At 62.3% G+C, this 15,195-nt stretch carries 16 protein-coding genes; 3 read left to right on the forward strand and 13 right to left on the reverse strand.

Annotated features, from left to right (window positions below; genetic code table 11):
• Positions 1-96: 96 nt before the first annotated feature.
• The 9 genes from ABIB48_RS06060 to ABIB48_RS06100 all read right to left on the reverse strand — a co-directional run bounded on the left by ABIB48_RS06060 (position 97) and on the right by ABIB48_RS06100 (position 7,688).
• Positions 97-1,788 (reverse strand): ribonuclease J, encoded by a 1,692-nt coding sequence (locus tag ABIB48_RS06060; protein ID WP_354212441.1) that lies wholly within the window; start codon positions 1,786-1,788, stop codon positions 97-99.
• Positions 1,789-2,694, reverse strand: a complete 906-nt coding sequence (gene dapA, locus ABIB48_RS06065; protein WP_110104353.1) for a 4-hydroxy-tetrahydrodipicolinate synthase — start codon at positions 2,692-2,694, stop codon at positions 1,789-1,791.
• 88 nt (positions 2,695-2,782) lie between these two features.
• Entirely contained in the window at positions 2,783-3,571 is a 789-nt protein-coding gene (locus ABIB48_RS06070) for an alpha/beta fold hydrolase (RefSeq protein WP_354212442.1), read from the reverse strand.
• Positions 3,572-3,574: 3 nt separating this feature from the next.
• Positions 3,575-3,964, reverse strand: coding sequence for a hypothetical protein (locus ABIB48_RS06075; RefSeq protein WP_218868133.1), 390 nt, complete (start codon positions 3,962-3,964; stop codon positions 3,575-3,577).
• Positions 3,965-4,067: 103 nt separating this feature from the next.
• A complete protein-coding gene (gene dapB / locus ABIB48_RS06080) occupies positions 4,068-4,826 on the reverse strand; it encodes a 4-hydroxy-tetrahydrodipicolinate reductase (RefSeq protein ID WP_354212443.1) in 759 nt (252 codons plus the stop codon).
• Between the two features lie 10 nt (positions 4,827-4,836).
• On the reverse strand, positions 4,837-5,322 hold the full coding sequence (locus ABIB48_RS06085; protein ID WP_354212444.1) for a molybdenum cofactor biosynthesis protein MoaE: 486 nt from the start codon (positions 5,320-5,322) through the stop codon (positions 4,837-4,839).
• On the reverse strand, positions 5,312-5,812 hold the full coding sequence (locus ABIB48_RS06090; protein ID WP_110104358.1) for a MogA/MoaB family molybdenum cofactor biosynthesis protein: 501 nt from the start codon (positions 5,810-5,812) through the stop codon (positions 5,312-5,314). Before ABIB48_RS06090 ends, ABIB48_RS06085 begins: the two co-directional genes overlap by 11 nt.
• Entirely contained in the window at positions 5,809-6,345 is a 537-nt protein-coding gene (gene moaC, locus ABIB48_RS06095) for a cyclic pyranopterin monophosphate synthase MoaC (protein WP_354212445.1), read from the reverse strand. Before moaC ends, ABIB48_RS06090 begins: the two co-directional genes overlap by 4 nt.
• Positions 6,333-7,688: a molybdopterin molybdotransferase MoeA gene (locus tag ABIB48_RS06100; protein ID WP_354212446.1), complete on the reverse strand. Its 1,356-nt coding sequence runs from the start codon at positions 7,686-7,688 to the stop codon at positions 6,333-6,335. Before ABIB48_RS06100 ends, moaC begins: the two co-directional genes overlap by 13 nt.
• Before the next feature lie 190 nt (positions 7,689-7,878).
• Here ABIB48_RS06100 and moaA point away from each other — a divergent pair, with 190 nt between their 5' ends.
• Genes moaA through ABIB48_RS06115 form a run of 3 tightly spaced genes read left to right on the forward strand, consistent with a single transcriptional unit; the run spans position 7,879 to position 9,694 of the window.
• A complete protein-coding gene (gene moaA, locus ABIB48_RS06105) occupies positions 7,879-8,967 on the forward strand; it encodes a GTP 3',8-cyclase MoaA (protein ID WP_354212562.1) in 1,089 nt (362 codons plus the stop codon).
• Between the two features lie 3 nt (positions 8,968-8,970).
• Positions 8,971-9,252, forward strand: coding sequence for a MoaD/ThiS family protein (locus tag ABIB48_RS06110; RefSeq protein WP_110104361.1), 282 nt, complete (start codon positions 8,971-8,973; stop codon positions 9,250-9,252).
• Between the two features lie 25 nt (positions 9,253-9,277).
• Positions 9,278-9,694: a hypothetical protein gene (locus tag ABIB48_RS06115; RefSeq protein WP_354212447.1), complete on the forward strand. Its 417-nt coding sequence runs from the start codon at positions 9,278-9,280 to the stop codon at positions 9,692-9,694.
• A gap of 60 nt (positions 9,695-9,754) precedes the next feature.
• On the opposite strand, the gene ABIB48_RS06120 is transcribed toward ABIB48_RS06115, so the two are convergent.
• From ABIB48_RS06120 to ABIB48_RS06135, 4 genes are all read right to left on the reverse strand, one after another.
• On the reverse strand, positions 9,755-11,119 hold the full coding sequence (locus ABIB48_RS06120; RefSeq protein ID WP_110104363.1) for a M16 family metallopeptidase: 1,365 nt from the start codon (positions 11,117-11,119) through the stop codon (positions 9,755-9,757).
• Positions 11,120-11,122: 3 nt separating this feature from the next.
• The gene (locus tag ABIB48_RS06125; RefSeq protein WP_110104364.1) at positions 11,123-13,363 is read right to left on the reverse strand and encodes a polyribonucleotide nucleotidyltransferase; all 2,241 of its coding nucleotides are present in this window, start codon (positions 13,361-13,363) and stop codon (positions 11,123-11,125) included.
• Positions 13,364-13,747: 384 nt separating this feature from the next.
• Entirely contained in the window at positions 13,748-14,017 is a 270-nt protein-coding gene (gene rpsO / locus ABIB48_RS06130) for a 30S ribosomal protein S15 (RefSeq protein ID WP_110104365.1), read from the reverse strand.
• Between the two features lie 157 nt (positions 14,018-14,174).
• The gene (locus ABIB48_RS06135) at positions 14,175-15,116 is read right to left on the reverse strand and encodes a bifunctional riboflavin kinase/FAD synthetase (RefSeq protein ID WP_110104366.1); all 942 of its coding nucleotides are present in this window, start codon (positions 15,114-15,116) and stop codon (positions 14,175-14,177) included.
• Positions 15,117-15,195: the final 79 nt, after the last annotated feature.

Here is a 15,195-nt window from a genome sequence, read left to right on the forward strand (position 1 = left end):
ACCTGTGCGAAAAAAAGCGCGCCCGCCCCCCGCAGATGCGCCCGGTAGACGGGGCGCATCTGCGGGGGGCGGGCGCGAAAAACGGTTCCGGGCAGGCTAGGCTTCCAAGACCACCGGGATGATCATGGGGCGCCGGCGCAGTTTGCGGTTGACCCAGGTGCCGATCACGCGGCGCACCACCTGCTGGAGTTGGTGTGTGGTGTGCTCGGAGCTGGCCATGACGGCTTCCTCCAGTGCTGCAGCGATCTTGGGCTTGATCTCGTCAAAGACGGAATCGTCCTCGGCAACACCGCGGGCGTGAATGTCCGGCCCGCTCACAATCTTGCCGGTGGCACGGTTCACCACGGTGATGATGGAGATGAACCCCTCATCTCCTAGAACGCGGCGGTCCTTGAGGTCGGCGTCGGTGATCTCGCCAACGCTGTGACCGTCAACGTAGACGAATCCGCACTCCACCTGGCCAACAATGGTGGCCGTGCCGTCCTTGAGGTCAATGACAGAGCCGTCCTCGGTGAGCAAGACGTTCTGCGCCGGGACCCCGGAAGAGATGGCAATGTTGGCGTTGGCGATCAGGTGCCGCGTTTCACCGTGCACTGGCATCACGTTTTTGGGCGTCAGGATGTTGTAGCAGTACAGCAGCTCGCCGGCGGCGGCATGGCCGGACACGTGCACCTTGGCGGTGCCCTTGTGGATGACGTCGGCGCCGAGTTTGAGCAGGCCGTTGATGATCCGGAACACGGCGTTCTCATTGCCGGGGATCAGGGAGGAAGCCAGGATGACGGTATCGCCCTTGCCAACAACAATTTTGTGATCCCCGTTCGCCATGCGGGACAGGGCCGCCATGGGCTCGCCCTGCGAACCTGTGGACATCAGAACCACCTCATTATCGGGGAGGCTGTCCACGTTTTTCAGGTCCACAATGACCTCCGCCGGGACGTGCAGGTAGCCCAGCTTTTCCGCAATGGCCATGTTGCGGACCATGGAACGGCCCACAAACGCCACCTTGCGCCCATGCAACATGGCGGCGTTGAGAACCTGCTGCACGCGGTGCACATGCGAGGAGAAGCTGGCCACAATGATCCGCTTGTCAGCCTTGCCGAACAGGGCTTCCAAGGTGGGCCCAATCTCGGCCTCGCTCGTGGTGAAGCCGGGCACGTCAGCGTTGGTGGAGTCCACGAGGAACAAGTCCACGCCCTCTTCACCCAAACGGGCAAAGTGGCGCAGGTCCGTGATGCGCCCATCCAGGGGAAGCTGGTCCATCTTGAAATCGCCCGTGTGCAGCACGGAGCCGCCCTGGGTGCGGATGAACACGGCCAGCGCGTCAGGGATGGAGTGGTTCACGGCAATGAATTCGCACTGGAACGGCCCGAGAGTCTCCACCTGCTCTTCCTTGACGGTGAGGGTGTAAGGCTTGATGCGGTGTTCCATGAGCTTTGCCTCAACGAACGCCAGCGTCAGCTGCGAACCGATCAGCGGGATGTCATTGCGCAGGCGTAAAAGGTACGGAACGGCACCAATATGGTCCTCGTGACCGTGCGTGAGCACCACCCCCACGACGTCCTCAAGCCGGTCCTTAATATAGGAAAAGTCAGGCAGGATCACGTCCACGCCCGGCTGGTCTTCCTCCGGGAACAGCACGCCGCAGTCCACAATGAGCAGTTTGGAGTTCATCTCAAACACCGTCATGTTACGGCCAATTTCGCCGATCCCACCGAGCGGAACAATCCGTAACGTGCCATCCGCCAGTGGGGGCGGGGTCCGCAGGCCGGGCTCGGTCATTTGGGTCATTTAGACTTCCATTCCAGCTTCCGCAAGGTCAGCTTTGATCATGGCGATCTCGGCCTCGCCCGGCTCCACCAAGGGCAGCCGGACAACCGAGTTGGACAGGACACCCTGCCACTTGAGAATTTGTTTGACGGCCACGGCGCCCTGCACATGTCCCATGGCGGCCCGGATAACGGGGTCCAGTTCAAAGTGGATGCGGCGGGCCGTGGCGAAATCGCCGGCCGCTGCGGCATCAATGAGCGCCCGGAACTTGGGGGCGGCCACGTGGGCGCTCACACTGACAAGTCCGACGGCGCCCGCGGCCATCAGCGGCAGCGTCAGCCCGTCGTCGCCCGAGTACACATCGAGGTCCGTGTTGGCCATGACCCGGGTGGTTTCACTGAAATCAGCCTTGGCGTCCTTCAGCGCGGTGATGCGCGGGTGATCTGCCAGCTTGATGATGGTTTCCGTGCTGATGGGGACACCTGCGCGGCCGGGAATGTCATAGAGCATGACGGGCAGCTCAGTGGAGTTGGCAATGGCCTCAAAGTGGGCCTGGATGCCGGCCTGGCTGGGCTTGTTGTAATACGGGGTCACGATCAGCAAACCGTCAATGTCCAATTTGGCTGCGCGCTGGGACAGGCTGATGGAGTGGCGGGTGTCGTTGGTTCCGGTGCCGGCGATGACGCGTGCGCGCCCGCCCACGGCGTCAATGACAGCCTGAAACATGCCCAGGTTTTCCTCGTCGGTCAGAGTGGAGGTTTCACCCGTGGTGCCGGTGACGAGGATGCCGTCGCAGCCGTCGTCTACCAGCTTGTTGGCCAGTTCGCCAGCGGCCTTGTAGTCCACTTCCCCATCGGCGGTGAAGGGGGTGACCATGGCGGGCATCAAGGTACCGAAGGTGCGGAGGGATTTTTCAATGACAGACATGGCTAAAACGTTACCTGCTACTGGGTGTTTTCTTGCAACCCAGGCCCGTCCAGTGGACCGATTGTGGCCCAGCACAGGAATATGGTGCCTACACGGACTCCAGAAAAGGCAGCCAGTGGGCCAACACCGGGCCAGGCGGCAGCAGCGTGGAACCGTGGCTGCGTCCGGGGAGTTCCACAAAACGGGCATGGGGCATGAGCTCCGCGGCACGTTGGGAATCCGCCACCCTGCCGCTGTCCCTGGAGCCCGCCATGAGCAGGGCTGGGACGGTGATGGCTGCCATATCGGAGTCGGGAATTGCGGGATCGGCCTCCGTCTGCGCAAAATAAGCCCGCAGCGCGGCGCCGTTGTTCGCCAGGAACGCGGCACGGGTCTGGGGATCCAGGGTCCCGCCCATGCGGGACTCCCACCCCTCAACAAAGGAGGGCATGCCGCCTTCCCTGAGAGCGGCGTCATACTCGGGAAAGAAAAGTTCCCCGATGGTTCCAGGTTGGATCCGGTAGGTGCCACCCAGCGACGCCAGTGAGAGCAACCTGCCGGGCTCGGCCACCGCCAGGGAAAAGCCAAGCCGGGCCCCCACCGAGTAGCCACCAACGTGTGCCTGCTGCACACCAGCAGCATCCAGGACAGCCAGCGCATCGGCTACGAGCGTGGCCATGGCGTAGTCGGAGGGCCGCGTGGGCTTGCCACTACGGCCGTGCCCGCGCAGGTCCATGGTGATGACGCGGTACTGCTCGCGGAACGCCTTGGTGTAGCCGAAACCGCGCCAGATCGCCCTGCTCAGGGCGCTGCCGTGGACCAGCAGCAGCGCCGGTCCCTCCCCCACGGAGTCCCAGGAAATCTCGGTTCCATCCTGCGGGTTGCATGCCAATGGCACGGTTCAGGCCTTTTTGAACAAGGCGATGGCGTCCCGCATTGACTGGCGGGCACGCTTACGGTCACCGGCGGCATCGTACGCGCAGGAGAGCCGGAACCAGGAACGCCAGTCCGCCGGTGCGCCTTCGGCTTCGAGCTTGTACTTTTCAAACTCGGCATCGGCAGCTTCGCGAACGATCCGGCCAGCTGGGGTGCGTGGCAGATTGTCTTCGGGCAGGCCGCCTTCGGCTTCGAGGATGCTGGCCATCTTCTCGGTCCGCGCACCGAAGAGAATCTCGTTGACCAGAGCCCAGGCAGCCACAAAGGGAATGACCAGGTAGGCCACGCCCAGCAGCTTCGCAATCCAATCAGGATCACCCATCAGCAGCACGGCCCGCTGCAACATGATGACCATGTAAAACACAAGCAGCAGCGCAATGAGCGCCACCCAAATTTTAGTCTTCGTGATTTTCACTTTTGCAGCCTTTGCGGTGGAATTTGCGGCCTGTGCCACGGTCCTAGCCTTCTAGGTCAAGGTAGCCGTCAAGGCCCACCGTGAGTCCGGGGCGGGCGCCCACAGTGCGCACACCCAGTAGCACCCCGGGCATGAAGGATTCGTGGTTGTAGGAGTCGTGGCGGATGGTCAGGCCCTCGCCGTGGCTGCCGAACAGCACTTCCTGGTGGGCCACGAGCCCGGCCAGGCGGACGCTGTGCACGGGGACGCCGTCCACGCAGGCTCCGCGTGCGCCGTCGAGCTCGGTTTCAGTGGCGTCCGGAGCGGGCGCCACACCGGCCTCACGGCGGGCCGCGGCAACGAGTTGTGCTGTGCGCAGGGCCGTACCGGAGGGGGCATCAACTTTGCGCGGGTGGTGCAACTCAATGATTTCCACTGAGTCGAAGTACTTGGCGGCCTTCGCGGCGAAGTGGGTGGCCAAGACGGAGCCCAGCGCAAAATTCGGGGCAATCAGAACACCGGTTTCGGGGTGCTGTGCCAGCAGTGACTCCAGTGCAGCCACGCGCTCGGTGTCCCAGCCGGTGGTGCCCACCACGGCGTGGATGCCATGTTCGACGGCGAACCGCACGTTGGCCACGGTGGAATCAGGGACCGTCAAATCCACCACCACCTGGGCGCCATGTTCCAGGAGCACCTCCAGCGAATCGTTGCGGCCCAGCGCGGCAACCAACTCCATGTCCGCGGCGGCGTCAATGGCGCCAACAGCAGCCGTTCCCATTCGTCCTTTGGCGCCGAGTACGGCCACCTTCAGCATTTCACTCATGGGTTTAAGCCTACTGGTTTTCCGCGAAGCCCTGTTCCAGGTCCGGCACCGCCCCTGCACCCACCCATTCGGCAGTGCCGTCGGTGAAGAATTGTTCCTTCCAGATAGGTACCTCGGCCTTGATTCTCTCCACGAGCACCGAGCAGAGTTCAAAGGATTCGCGCCGGTGTGAGGAGGCCACGGCGCACACCAGCGCTGGCTCTCCGATTTCCAGCGGGCCTACGCGGTGCGCCACCCAAATCCGCACGGGGTGTCCGCTGGGGTCCTGTGTCCCCTCGTAAAAGGATTCCACAATTTTCTCCAGTACGCCCTGGGCGAGTGGATGCGCGCTGTAGCTTAGCCGCGCAACCTGACGGCCGCCGTCGTGGTTGCGGACCACGCCGCTAAAGGTCACTACGGCCCCGGCGGTGTCAGATTCAACGGCGGCGATGGCGGCATCTACGGAGATCGGTTCGGCGCTGAGGCCTGCGTAAATGGTTTGGATATTAATGCCCATGGCGTCCGCCTACTTGCTCACAAAGATGGATGATGATGGGATCCAGCACGGCCAGCCCGTCCATGACGCCGGACGGGGAACCTGGCAGGTTCACAATCACGGTGTTCCCGGCGGTTCCGGCGTGGCCGCGGCTCAGCGCTGCCATGGGGGTTTTAGCCAGCCCGGCGGCACGGATGGCCTCCATGAGCCCGGGAATCTGGCGCTCCAGCAGGGGCAACGTCATCTCCGGAGTTTCGTCGGTGGGGCTCAGACCCGTTCCCCCGCTGGTGATAATGAGAGCAGGATGCTGGTTCAGCACGGCCCGCAACGCCGCCCCCACGGGCGCACCGTCCGGGACGATGACGGGAGGCTGGGTGTCAAAGCCATGCTCGCGCAGCCAATCAGTGATGATGGGGCCGGTTTTATCCTCATAGACGCCCAGTGCCGCCCGGGTGGAGGCAATGACGACGGCGGCGCTCCCCAAGGAGGTGCCGGGCTCGCAGGCGCTCATGCCGTGGCTCCTTCTGAGGGCACAGTGGGAGCGGCCGGGAGCTCGACGCTCCAGTCTCCGCTTTTGCCGCCACTCTTGGCCAGGACCTGGATACCGGAGATAACAGCATGCTTGTCCACGGCCTTGATCATGTCATAAACACTCAAGGCAGCCACTGAAACGGCGGTCAGGGCTTCCATCTCAACCCCTGTCACGCCGCGTGTTTTCACGGTGGCAAAGATGGTGACGGCGGTGGCCCCGAGGTCAAAGTCCACCGTGACCTTGGAGATGGGCAGCGGGTGGCACAGCGGCACCAGCTCCGGGGTCTTTTTGGCGCCCATGATCCCGGCCACCCGTGCCACGGCCAGGGCGTCGCCCTTGGGCAGTCCACCGGAGCCGAGCAGTTTCATGACCTCTGCGGTGGTGGTGACGGTTCCGGTGGCGGTGGCCTCGCGGGTGGTCACGGCCTTGGCGGAGACATCCACCATGGCTGCCGTGCCATCCTGGCGCAAATGGGTGAGAGAAGGAGAATCTGAATTAGTCACAAGAGCCATACTTCCACTTTTGCGCCGGCCTGTAATTCAGTGGCTCCGGCTGGGAGCTGGATCAGGGCATTGGCTTGCGCCAGGGCCCCCAGCAGGTGGGAGGACTCTGCCCCTACTTCACGCACTGACGGGGCAGATTCAAACTCAGGACCAGAGTAAATTCCGCGCCGGACCTGGTGCTTACCTAAGGGTGAGGTCATAGCGTGTTCCAGGACGGCCACCACCCGTTGACGTGGCACGGGCGCTCCCAACAGAGCAGTCAAGGCCGGGCGCAGGAACATCTCAAATGAGACGAAAGCGCTGACAGGGTTCCCGGGAAAGCCGAGGAAAGGGGTGCCCCGGAAGGTGCCCGCCGCCTGAGGTCCCCCTGGCTGCATGGACACCGAGACGAATTCCACTGCAGCGTCCGCTGCAGTACCCAGGGCCTGTTTGACCACTTCAAAGGCACCGGCGCTGATGCCGCCCACGGAAATGATGAGATCGCATGCTGGCGGGGACCCGGCGTCGGCGTCCCCAGTTGAGTCGGCGGCCTCAGTTGCGCCGGTGGTGTTGGCACCGTTGGCAGGTGGCCGGGTATGAGCGGCCAGAAGCGCCAGCAATTCGGCGGGGTCATCACGTACCGTGGTGGCTGTTAGCACCTCGATCCGGGCTTCCTCTAGGCAGGCACGCAACAGCGCCTGATTGGCGTCGTAGATCATTCCCGCCGGCAATCCTTGGGCCGCGGCAGGATCCCCCGGTGTCAGTACCTCATCCCCCGTGGTCAGTAACAAAGCGCGGAGCGGGCGCCGGACCGTCAGCTCAGTGAGGCCCAACGCCGAAGCGAGGCCCATGTGCGCCGCGTTCAGCACGGTTCCCGCCGTGATGACAACACTTCCGCGCTGTACGTCAGAGCCCTGCGCCCGGACAAATCGCCCTGCCGCAGCAGCCGGCAAGCGGACCGTGTCCCCCGCACCAAAGCGGTTGGGATCCGCCATCTCAATGGGCACCACAGCATTGGCACCCGCCGGGATGGGCGCCCCCGTCATGATCGGAGCGGCCATACCGGGGGCCAGCGGGGCCGGAACCGCGCCTGCAGCAATGACCGGAGCAATACCGTAAATGGTTGATTCGCCATTATCAACACTTATAGGTTGTTCAATCCCGGTATGGATCGCGTAGCCATCCATTTGGGAGTTGGCGAACGGGGGAAGGTCAAGGGGGGCCACAAGATCGGCCACGAGCACCCGCCCCACCGCACGGTCCAACCGGACGGGCGTTCCTGCGTCGTTCTGCACCGACGCGGGCAGCTCCGAGAAGCACTGCCGTAAAAGCTGCTCAACGCTCTGCTGATGTTCGGCCACAGTTCTGCGCATGGTTTCCTTCCCCTGTGCGCCCGGCGGCGCTCTCTTCACTTATCCTAGGTGGGCGCGGCCTTCGCGAGGTTCAACACGGCGATCCAGGCGCCTTAGGGCCCCGCGCTCGCTGTTATAAGCCGATAGGTGCGCTGGAAAGCCAATAATGGCGTAGCGTTGAACCATGGATACTCAAGCTGTGTCACTGGGCATGCCGGAAGTGCGCCCCGGCTCCGAAGAATCTGGTGCCCCCCGCCTTGGCGGTACGGAGACCGGCTTGCTGGATCAATTTGGCCGGGTGGCAACAGATATGCGGCTGTCACTGACCGACAAATGTAATTTGCGCTGCCAGTACTGCATGCCCGAGGCCGGATTGGATTGGCTAAAAAAGGACAAGCTGCTCACCGCTGAAGAGATCGTTCGGCTCGTGGGTTTGGGCGTGAACCGTCTTGGCGTGCGCGAGCTGCGACTCACCGGCGGCGAGCCGCTGGTACGCGCAGACCTCGTCGAAATCATTGCAGCACTTCGCCGCAACCACCCAGAACTGCCCATTTCGCTGACCACCAATGGTGTGGGACTAACCAAAAAGGCTCAGGCCCTGGCGGACGCAGGGCTGACACGCCTGAATGTTTCCATGGACACGATCCAACACGATGCCTTCCTTGAACTGACCCGGCGCCCATTCCTGGACCAGGTCAAGGCCGGCATTGAGGCAGCTGCGGCGGCCGGTTTGAAGCCCATCAAAATCAACGCCGTCCTGCTGCGCGGCATTAATGACACCACTGCGGGGGAACTGCTGCAATGGAGCCTGGACCGCGGTTACGAACTGCGTTTCATTGAGCAAATGCCCTTGGATGCCGATCACGGCTGGACCCGCGAAGGCATGATCACCGCCGAGGAAATCCGCGCCCTGCTCGCCACCGACTTCGAGCTCTCCCCCGATCCGCGCGCCCGCGACGGTGCGCCCGCTGAGCGCTTCGAGGTCCGCCACGCCGGCACTTCCCAGTTACTAGGTACGGTGGGCATCATTGCCTCCGTCACCGAACCGTTCTGCGCTGACTGCCGCCGCACCCGCATCACCGCTGAGGGCAAGGTCATGAGCTGCCTGTTCTCCCGCACCGAGGTGGACCTACTTGAGCTCTTGCGCGCCGGGGATTCCGAGGACGACGACGCCGCCGTCGCCGCCCGCTGGCAGGACGCCATGTGGGCCAAACCGAAAGCTCACGGCATGGGACATCCCGGACTCGGTGATGCCGACTTTGTCCAACCGGACCGCAGCATGAGTGCCATTGGAGGATGAGCCATGCACATTCGATTCTTTGCCGCAGCCGCGGCAGCCACGGGTGTTGAAGAGCAGCGGTTAGACCTCGCCTTCGGTGCCGGCGCCGCACCTTTCACACTCGCTGACCTCTCCGTTTTCCTCGTGGACAGCTTCCCTGTCTCTGCTTCAGGCCACACTCCCCCACTGGCGGAGGTCCTGACCCGGTGCAGCTTCCTGGTCAACGAGGTTTCCACCCGGGACCTATCCCGCCAGCTCTCCCCGGGCGATGTGGTGGACGTACTCCCGCCGTTTGCTGGAGGATAAACTCGCCGTCTGATAGCTTGGCGCCATGCATTCATTACGCGCTTCAGTGCGGACGGTGGCGGTTATTGGTGTGTTGATGGTGACAGGGACGCTCGCAGCGTGCGCCCCAGCTGGCGAGAGCTCTACCCTTGTTATGCGTCCTGCCACCACTAGCACAGAAGGTGATTCAGCGTTGCTGACAGGCGTACTGCGCCATGAGGACGGTTGCACATTCGTGGAGTCGGCGGCCGGTGAAGCGGTGGTTCCTGTCTTCGCCGAGGATACAGCAGCCTGGTCAGGCGGCACCCTCACCTTCAGCGGGGCGTTGAGCGCTACGGACAAGGCTGTCGCCGGCGACACGGTGAACCTCGCAGGAGGCCAGGCCCAAGGCATTGCCCAGGACTGGAAAATACCCGATGGGTGCCGTGCCTACGGCTCCTTCTGGATCGTTTCCGGCGGCTGAACACCTCGGCCCGCGCCGTTTCAACCTCGCATCAGAAATGGAGCGGGCTGGGCCGAAGTCCTAAAGCGCTAGGCCGAAGGTTTCGTTTTCCTCGAAGGGTCCTACCACGGTGATGGTGCGCGGGGCGGCAGCCAGTTCACGTGCCAGATCCTGCACCTCGGCGGCAGTCACCTGGCGGACGCGAGAGAGGGACTCGTCAATGTCGAAGTACTCTCCCGTGACCAGCTCGGCACGCCCCAGCCTTGACATGCGTGAGCCGCTGTCTTCTAACGCCAGCACAATGCCTCCGGAGAGCTGACCCAGGGCCTTGCGCAGCTCCTCGTCGGAAACGCCGTGTTCGGCCAGCTTCTCCAACTCGGCTTCCAACAAGCCAACAACCTGGCCAACCTTGGCTGGCGCGCAGCCTGCGTACATGCCGAAGTATCCGGCGTCGGCATAGGAGGAGGCAAAGGAATAGGTGGAGTAGACCAGTCCGCGCTTTTCCCGAATCTCCTGGAACAGGCGTGATGACATGCCGCCGCCCAGAATTGAATTCAGCACGCTCATGACGAAGCGGCGCGGGTCCGTTGCCCGCAGTGACGGGCAGCCCAAGATGATGTTGGCTTGTTCTACCTGGCGGTTGACCACCAGCAAACCTGCGGTACCGGTGATGGAGGCGGGATCGCTGGCTCGCCGCGGCACGGGGACAACTCCCTCGTCCAAGGACCAGCCGGCCGTGCGCAAGGCGTCCAGCACGAGTGTGCAAACCACATCATGATCGAGGCCACCTGCGGCGGTGATGACAAGTGTTTCGGGCCGGTAGTGCTTCTGGTAATGCTCCCAGACGGACTCGCGAGGAACTGCCTTGATGGCTTCCGGGGTTCCGCCGATGGGGCGGCCCAGGGCATGCTCGCCCATGACCGCCGCAACAAATTTTTCATGGGCAACATCAGTGGGATCATCGCCATCCATAGCGATTTCTTCCAAAATGACGTCGCGTTCCTGCTCCAGCTCATCCGGATCAATCACGGCTGAGGTGACCATGTCAGCAATGACATCAATAGCCATGGGCAGGTCGGTGTCCAGCACACGTGCGTAGTAGCAGGTGCTTTCCTTGGCCGTCGCGGCGTTGGATTCACCACCCACCTCGTCAAAGGCGGAGGCAATCTCAAGGGCCGTACGGCGTTTGGTGCCCTTGAACAGTAGGTGTTCAAGGAAATGGGTGGAGCCGTGTTGGCCCTCGGATTCATCCCGAGAGCCAACACCAACCCAGAACCCGATTGTCGCACTGCGCTGTCCTGGCATGGACTCCGTCAGGACCCGCACCCCTCCGGGCAGGACCGAGCGGCGCACCACGGCGCCTCCGGCCTGTCCGGAAATTATGGTGGAGTCATTGCCGGCGTGGCCGTCAGCAGCGCTAAGAAGCGGCAAAAGGGTAATAGCCATGAATTATTCAGCAGCACCTTCGGTAGCTGCTTCTTCAACGGCGTCCTCTTCGCCGGCAACAACCGGTGAGAGTGAGAGCTTGCCGCGGTCATCGATCTTGGTGATTTCCACCTGAATCTTCTGGCCTACGGACACTACGTCATCTACGTTGTCCACGCGCTTGCCATCGGCCAGCTTGCGCAGTTCGGAGATGTGCAACAGACCATCCTTGCCCGGTGTGAGCGATATGAACGCACCGAACGTGGTGGTCTTGACAACTGTGCCCAGGTAGCGCTCGCCAATCTCAGGAATCTGAGGGTTGGCAATGGCGTTGATCGCTGAACGAGCGGCGTCCGCTGAGGGACCGTTCGTTGCACCGATGTATACCGTGCCGTCATCTTCAATGGAGATGTCAGCGCCGGTATCTTCCTGGATCTGGTTGATCATCTTGCCCTTGGGCCCAATGACCTCGCCGATCTTATCAACGGGGATCTTGACCGCGATGACGCGGGGCGCGAACTCGGAGAGCTCGTCCGGGACGTCAATGGCGCTGGTCAGAACGGACAGGATGTGCAGGCGTGCTTCGCGGGCCTGCTTCAGTGCGGCAGCCAAAACGGAGGCCGGGATGCCGTCGAGCTTGGTGTCCAGCTGGATAGCCGTGACGAACTCTGCGGTACCGGCAACCTTGAAGTCCATGTCGCCGAAAGCATCTTCGGCGCCCAGGATATCGGTCAGGGCTGCGTAGCGGGTCTGGCCGTCAACCTGGTCAGAGACCAAGCCCATGGCGATACCTGCAACAGGTGCCTTCAACGGCACACCGGCGTTGAGCAGCGAGAGAGTCGATGCACAAACCGAGCCCATGGACGTTGAGCCGTTGGAGCTCAGCGCCTCGGAGACCTGGCGGATGGCGTAAGGGAACTCTTCGCGGGAAGGAAGAACCGGCATGAGAGCGCGCTCAGCCAGGGCACCGTGACCGATTTCGCGGCGCTTGGGCGAGCCCACGCGGCCGGTTTCACCGGTGGAGTACGGCGGGAAGTTGTAGTTGTGCATGTAGCGCTTGCGCGTTACCGGGGACAACGAATCAATCTGCTGTTCCATCTTGAGCATGTTAAGCGTGGTGACACCCAGGATCTGGGTCTCGCCGCGTTCGAAGATGGCGGAACCGTGCACGCGGGGCAGAACTTCAACTTCAGCAGTGAGCTGGCGGATGTCCGTCAGGCCACGGCCGTCAATGCGGATCTGCTCGGTGAGGATGCGCTGGCGGATGACGTGCTTGGTGACCGCACGGAAAGCAGCTGAGAGTTCCTTCTCGCGGCCTTCGAAATCGCCAGCCAGGGCGGCCAGGGTGGCGTCCTTCAAAGCGTCGGAGGCGTTGTCGCGTTCCTGCTTGTCGGCAATGGAGAACACGGCGGCAAGCTTGGTGCCGGCAGCAGCCTCAACGGCGTTGTAGACGTCATCCTGGAAGTCCAGGAATACGGGGAATTCAACGGTGGGCTTGGCTGCGCGTGCGGCCAAATCTGCCTGTGCATCACACAATGCCTTGATGAACGGCTTGGCAGCTTCCAGACCCTGGGAAACAACCTCTTCGGTAGGAGCCTGGTGGCCCTGTTCCTTGATGAGCTTCCAGGAGTTGTCGGTAGCTTCTGCTTCCACCATCATGATGGCAACGTCATCACCGCTGACCTTGCCAGCCACAACCATGTTGAACACGGCGTTTTCCAGCTCGGAGTGCTTCGGGAAGGCAACCCACTGGGGGCCTTCACCGTCGTCGATCAAGGCAACGCGAACGCCACCGATGGGGCCGGAGAACGGCAGGCCGGAAAGCTGCGTTGACATGGAGGAGGCGTTGATAGCCACCACGTCGTAGAGCACGTCCGGGTTGATTGCCAGAACAGTCACAACAATCTGAACTTCGTTGCGCAGGCCCTTGACGAAGGCCGGGCGCAGCGGGCGGTCCATCAGACGGCAGGCCAGGATGGCTTCCGTTGAGGGGCGGCCTTCACGGCGGAAGAAGCTGCCCGGGATGCGCCCGGCAGCGTACATGCGCTCTTCCACATCAACTGTCAGCGGGAAGAAGTCAAAGCCTTCACGCGGGTGCTTGCCGGCCGTGGTGGCTGACAGCAGTACGGTGTCTTCGTCAATGTAGACCATGGCAGCACCTGCTGCCTGCTGGGCAAGGCGTCCGGTTTCAAAGCGGATAACGCGCTTGCCGTAGCGGCCGTTGTCAATAACGGCTTCTGAATACTGAATCTCGGGACCCTCCATGTGAGAGTCACCTCCATTTCCTGGGTAGATGAACCTAATGAACCCCTGCCAAGGAACTGTGCCGCGTTCTTCCCAGGACACCACCGGATACTGCTGTGGCTCTCTGTACAACACCCGGTCTTCGATCGAGGCCCACGGGCATGAAACGCTGAAGGTTTCTTCCCGGAGGCCACTACCGAGGACCGCGAATGCGTGAATGCGTCTCTTAAGTGCCTTGAAAATATAGGGGCTTCTAATGCTGCGGGCCGGTGCGCTAACGGCTGGCCCGTTTTTCACTGTGTGAGCGTTGCCCACGTTGTGAGCTGATCAAACACTGTGAAAGGCGGCCTTCCCGCGCCGTTGACGCAAGCGTCTTGGCATGGGAGGGCCGCCTTGTATCGCAGACTAGCGGCGCAGGCCGAGGCGCTCGATGAGCGTACGGTAGCGGGTGATGTCGGTGTCCTTGAGGTAACCGAGCAAGCGACGACGGCGACCAACCAGGAGCATCAGACCGCGGCGGGTGTGGTGATCGTGCTTGTGCATCTTCAGGTGCTCGGTCAGGTCGGTGATACGACGTGAGAGCATTGCAACCTGAACCTCAGGTGAACCAGTGTCGCCTTCGCTAGTTGCGAAAGCCTGCATGATTTCTTGCTTTACAGCGGCGTCTAATGCCACAAGTAACTCCTATAAATGTGCCGTGAACAAATACCTGCGTCCAACACAAATGCTGGGCCAAACACAGGAAATTCCAGCCACCACGGACTGCAGCCGGATTCCATCTTTCAGTTTAGTGCAGAAGAGGCACCAATGTCGAAGCAAGGTGATCAAACACTCAGGCGAGGATGTCCCGTGCCTGGCTCACGTCTTGATGCATCTGCTCAATGAGAGCCTCCGGACCGGTGTACGCCACCATCCCGCGCAGCCGCTGCACAAACTCAACCACCACATGCTGACCATAGAGATTGAAAGCCTCCACGGGCTCTTCAGGCCTGTCTATAACGTAGGCCTCAACCTGGCGGCTAACACCTATAAAGGTGGGGTTGGAGCCCACGGAGATGGCTGCCGGCCAGCGGTGCCCGGCGCCGTCGGTCATCCAGCCGGCATAAACACCGTCGGAGGGGATGATCCCGCACGCATCGGGTGAAAGGTTTGCGGTGGGGAATCCCAGTTCACGCCCGCGCGCGGCGCCATGAACCACTTCCCCGCTCATGGTGTGGGCGCGGCCAAGAACGCTCAAGGCTGTGCTGACATCGCCTTGCTGAAGTGCCTCCCGGACCCAAGTGGAGGACCAGCGCCGGTCATGGCCTTCCTCATTGACCACCACGACGTCGAACCCCAGGTCTGCGCCTAAACTCACCATGGTACTGAGGTCACCGGCGTTGCCCCGCCCAAAACGGACATCCTGGCCCACCACCACGGCGACAGCCCCGAGGGTTTCCACGAACACGCTGCGCACAAACTCTTCGGGGCTTTGGGCGGCAAATTCGAGGTTGTAGGGCATCACCAGTACCCCGTCCAGGCCCAGAGCTTCCATGGCTCTGAGCTTGTCAGCCAGGCCCATGATCTGCTCTGGAGCCGATTCAGGGCGGTGGACCAGTGCCGGATGCGGGTCAAAGGTCAATGCCACCGCTGCGCCGTGACGGGAGGCAGCCTCGGCACGCACCTGGGCAAGGACTTCCTGGTGACCCTTGTGGAGCCCGTCAAAGTTGCCCAACGTGACCACGGTAGGGCCAAACGCCGGGGGAACTTCTGCCAGAGAATTCCAAATCTGCACTACATTTCCTCATCCACTTAGTTGCTCGCCCTGGTGGCTCATTCTCGGGCAATGTTCTTGGGCGTTTGCACAGCCCTGT

It is taken from the genome of Arthrobacter sp. UYCu511 (assembly GCF_040547105.1).
GTDB classification, from domain to species: Bacteria; Actinomycetota; Actinomycetes; order Actinomycetales; family Micrococcaceae; genus Specibacter; species Specibacter psychrochitiniphilus.

Coding starts and splice junctions, on each gene's coding strand:
- ABIB48_RS06085 (WP_354212444.1), bottom strand. CDS start 5,322: ATGGGCATTAATATCCAAACCATTTACGCAGGCCTCAGCGCCGAACCG.
- moaA (WP_354212562.1), top strand. CDS start 7,879: ATGCCGGAAGTGCGCCCCGGCTCCGAAGAATCTGGTGCCCCCCGCCTT.
- moaC (WP_354212445.1), bottom strand. CDS start 6,345: ATGGCTCTTGTGACTAATTCAGATTCTCCTTCTCTCACCCATTTGCGC.
- ABIB48_RS06120 (WP_110104363.1), bottom strand. CDS start 11,119: ATGGCTATTACCCTTTTGCCGCTTCTTAGCGCTGCTGACGGCCACGCC.
- ABIB48_RS06090 (WP_110104358.1), bottom strand. CDS start 5,812: ATGAGCGCCTGCGAGCCCGGCACCTCCTTGGGGAGCGCCGCCGTCGTC.
- ABIB48_RS06115 (WP_354212447.1), top strand. CDS start 9,278: ATGCATTCATTACGCGCTTCAGTGCGGACGGTGGCGGTTATTGGTGTG.
- dapB (WP_354212443.1), bottom strand. CDS start 4,826: ATGAGTGAAATGCTGAAGGTGGCCGTACTCGGCGCCAAAGGACGAATG.
- dapA (WP_110104353.1), bottom strand. CDS start 2,694: ATGTCTGTCATTGAAAAATCCCTCCGCACCTTCGGTACCTTGATGCCC.
- ABIB48_RS06125 (WP_110104364.1), bottom strand. CDS start 13,363: ATGGAGGGTCCCGAGATTCAGTATTCAGAAGCCGTTATTGACAACGGC.
- ABIB48_RS06100 (WP_354212446.1), bottom strand. CDS start 7,688: ATGCGCAGAACTGTGGCCGAACATCAGCAGAGCGTTGAGCAGCTTTTA.
- ABIB48_RS06060 (WP_354212441.1), bottom strand. CDS start 1,788: ATGACCCAAATGACCGAGCCCGGCCTGCGGACCCCGCCCCCACTGGCG.
- ABIB48_RS06075 (WP_218868133.1), bottom strand. CDS start 3,964: ATGGTCATCATGTTGCAGCGGGCCGTGCTGCTGATGGGTGATCCTGAT.
- ABIB48_RS06110 (WP_110104361.1), top strand. CDS start 8,971: ATGCACATTCGATTCTTTGCCGCAGCCGCGGCAGCCACGGGTGTTGAA.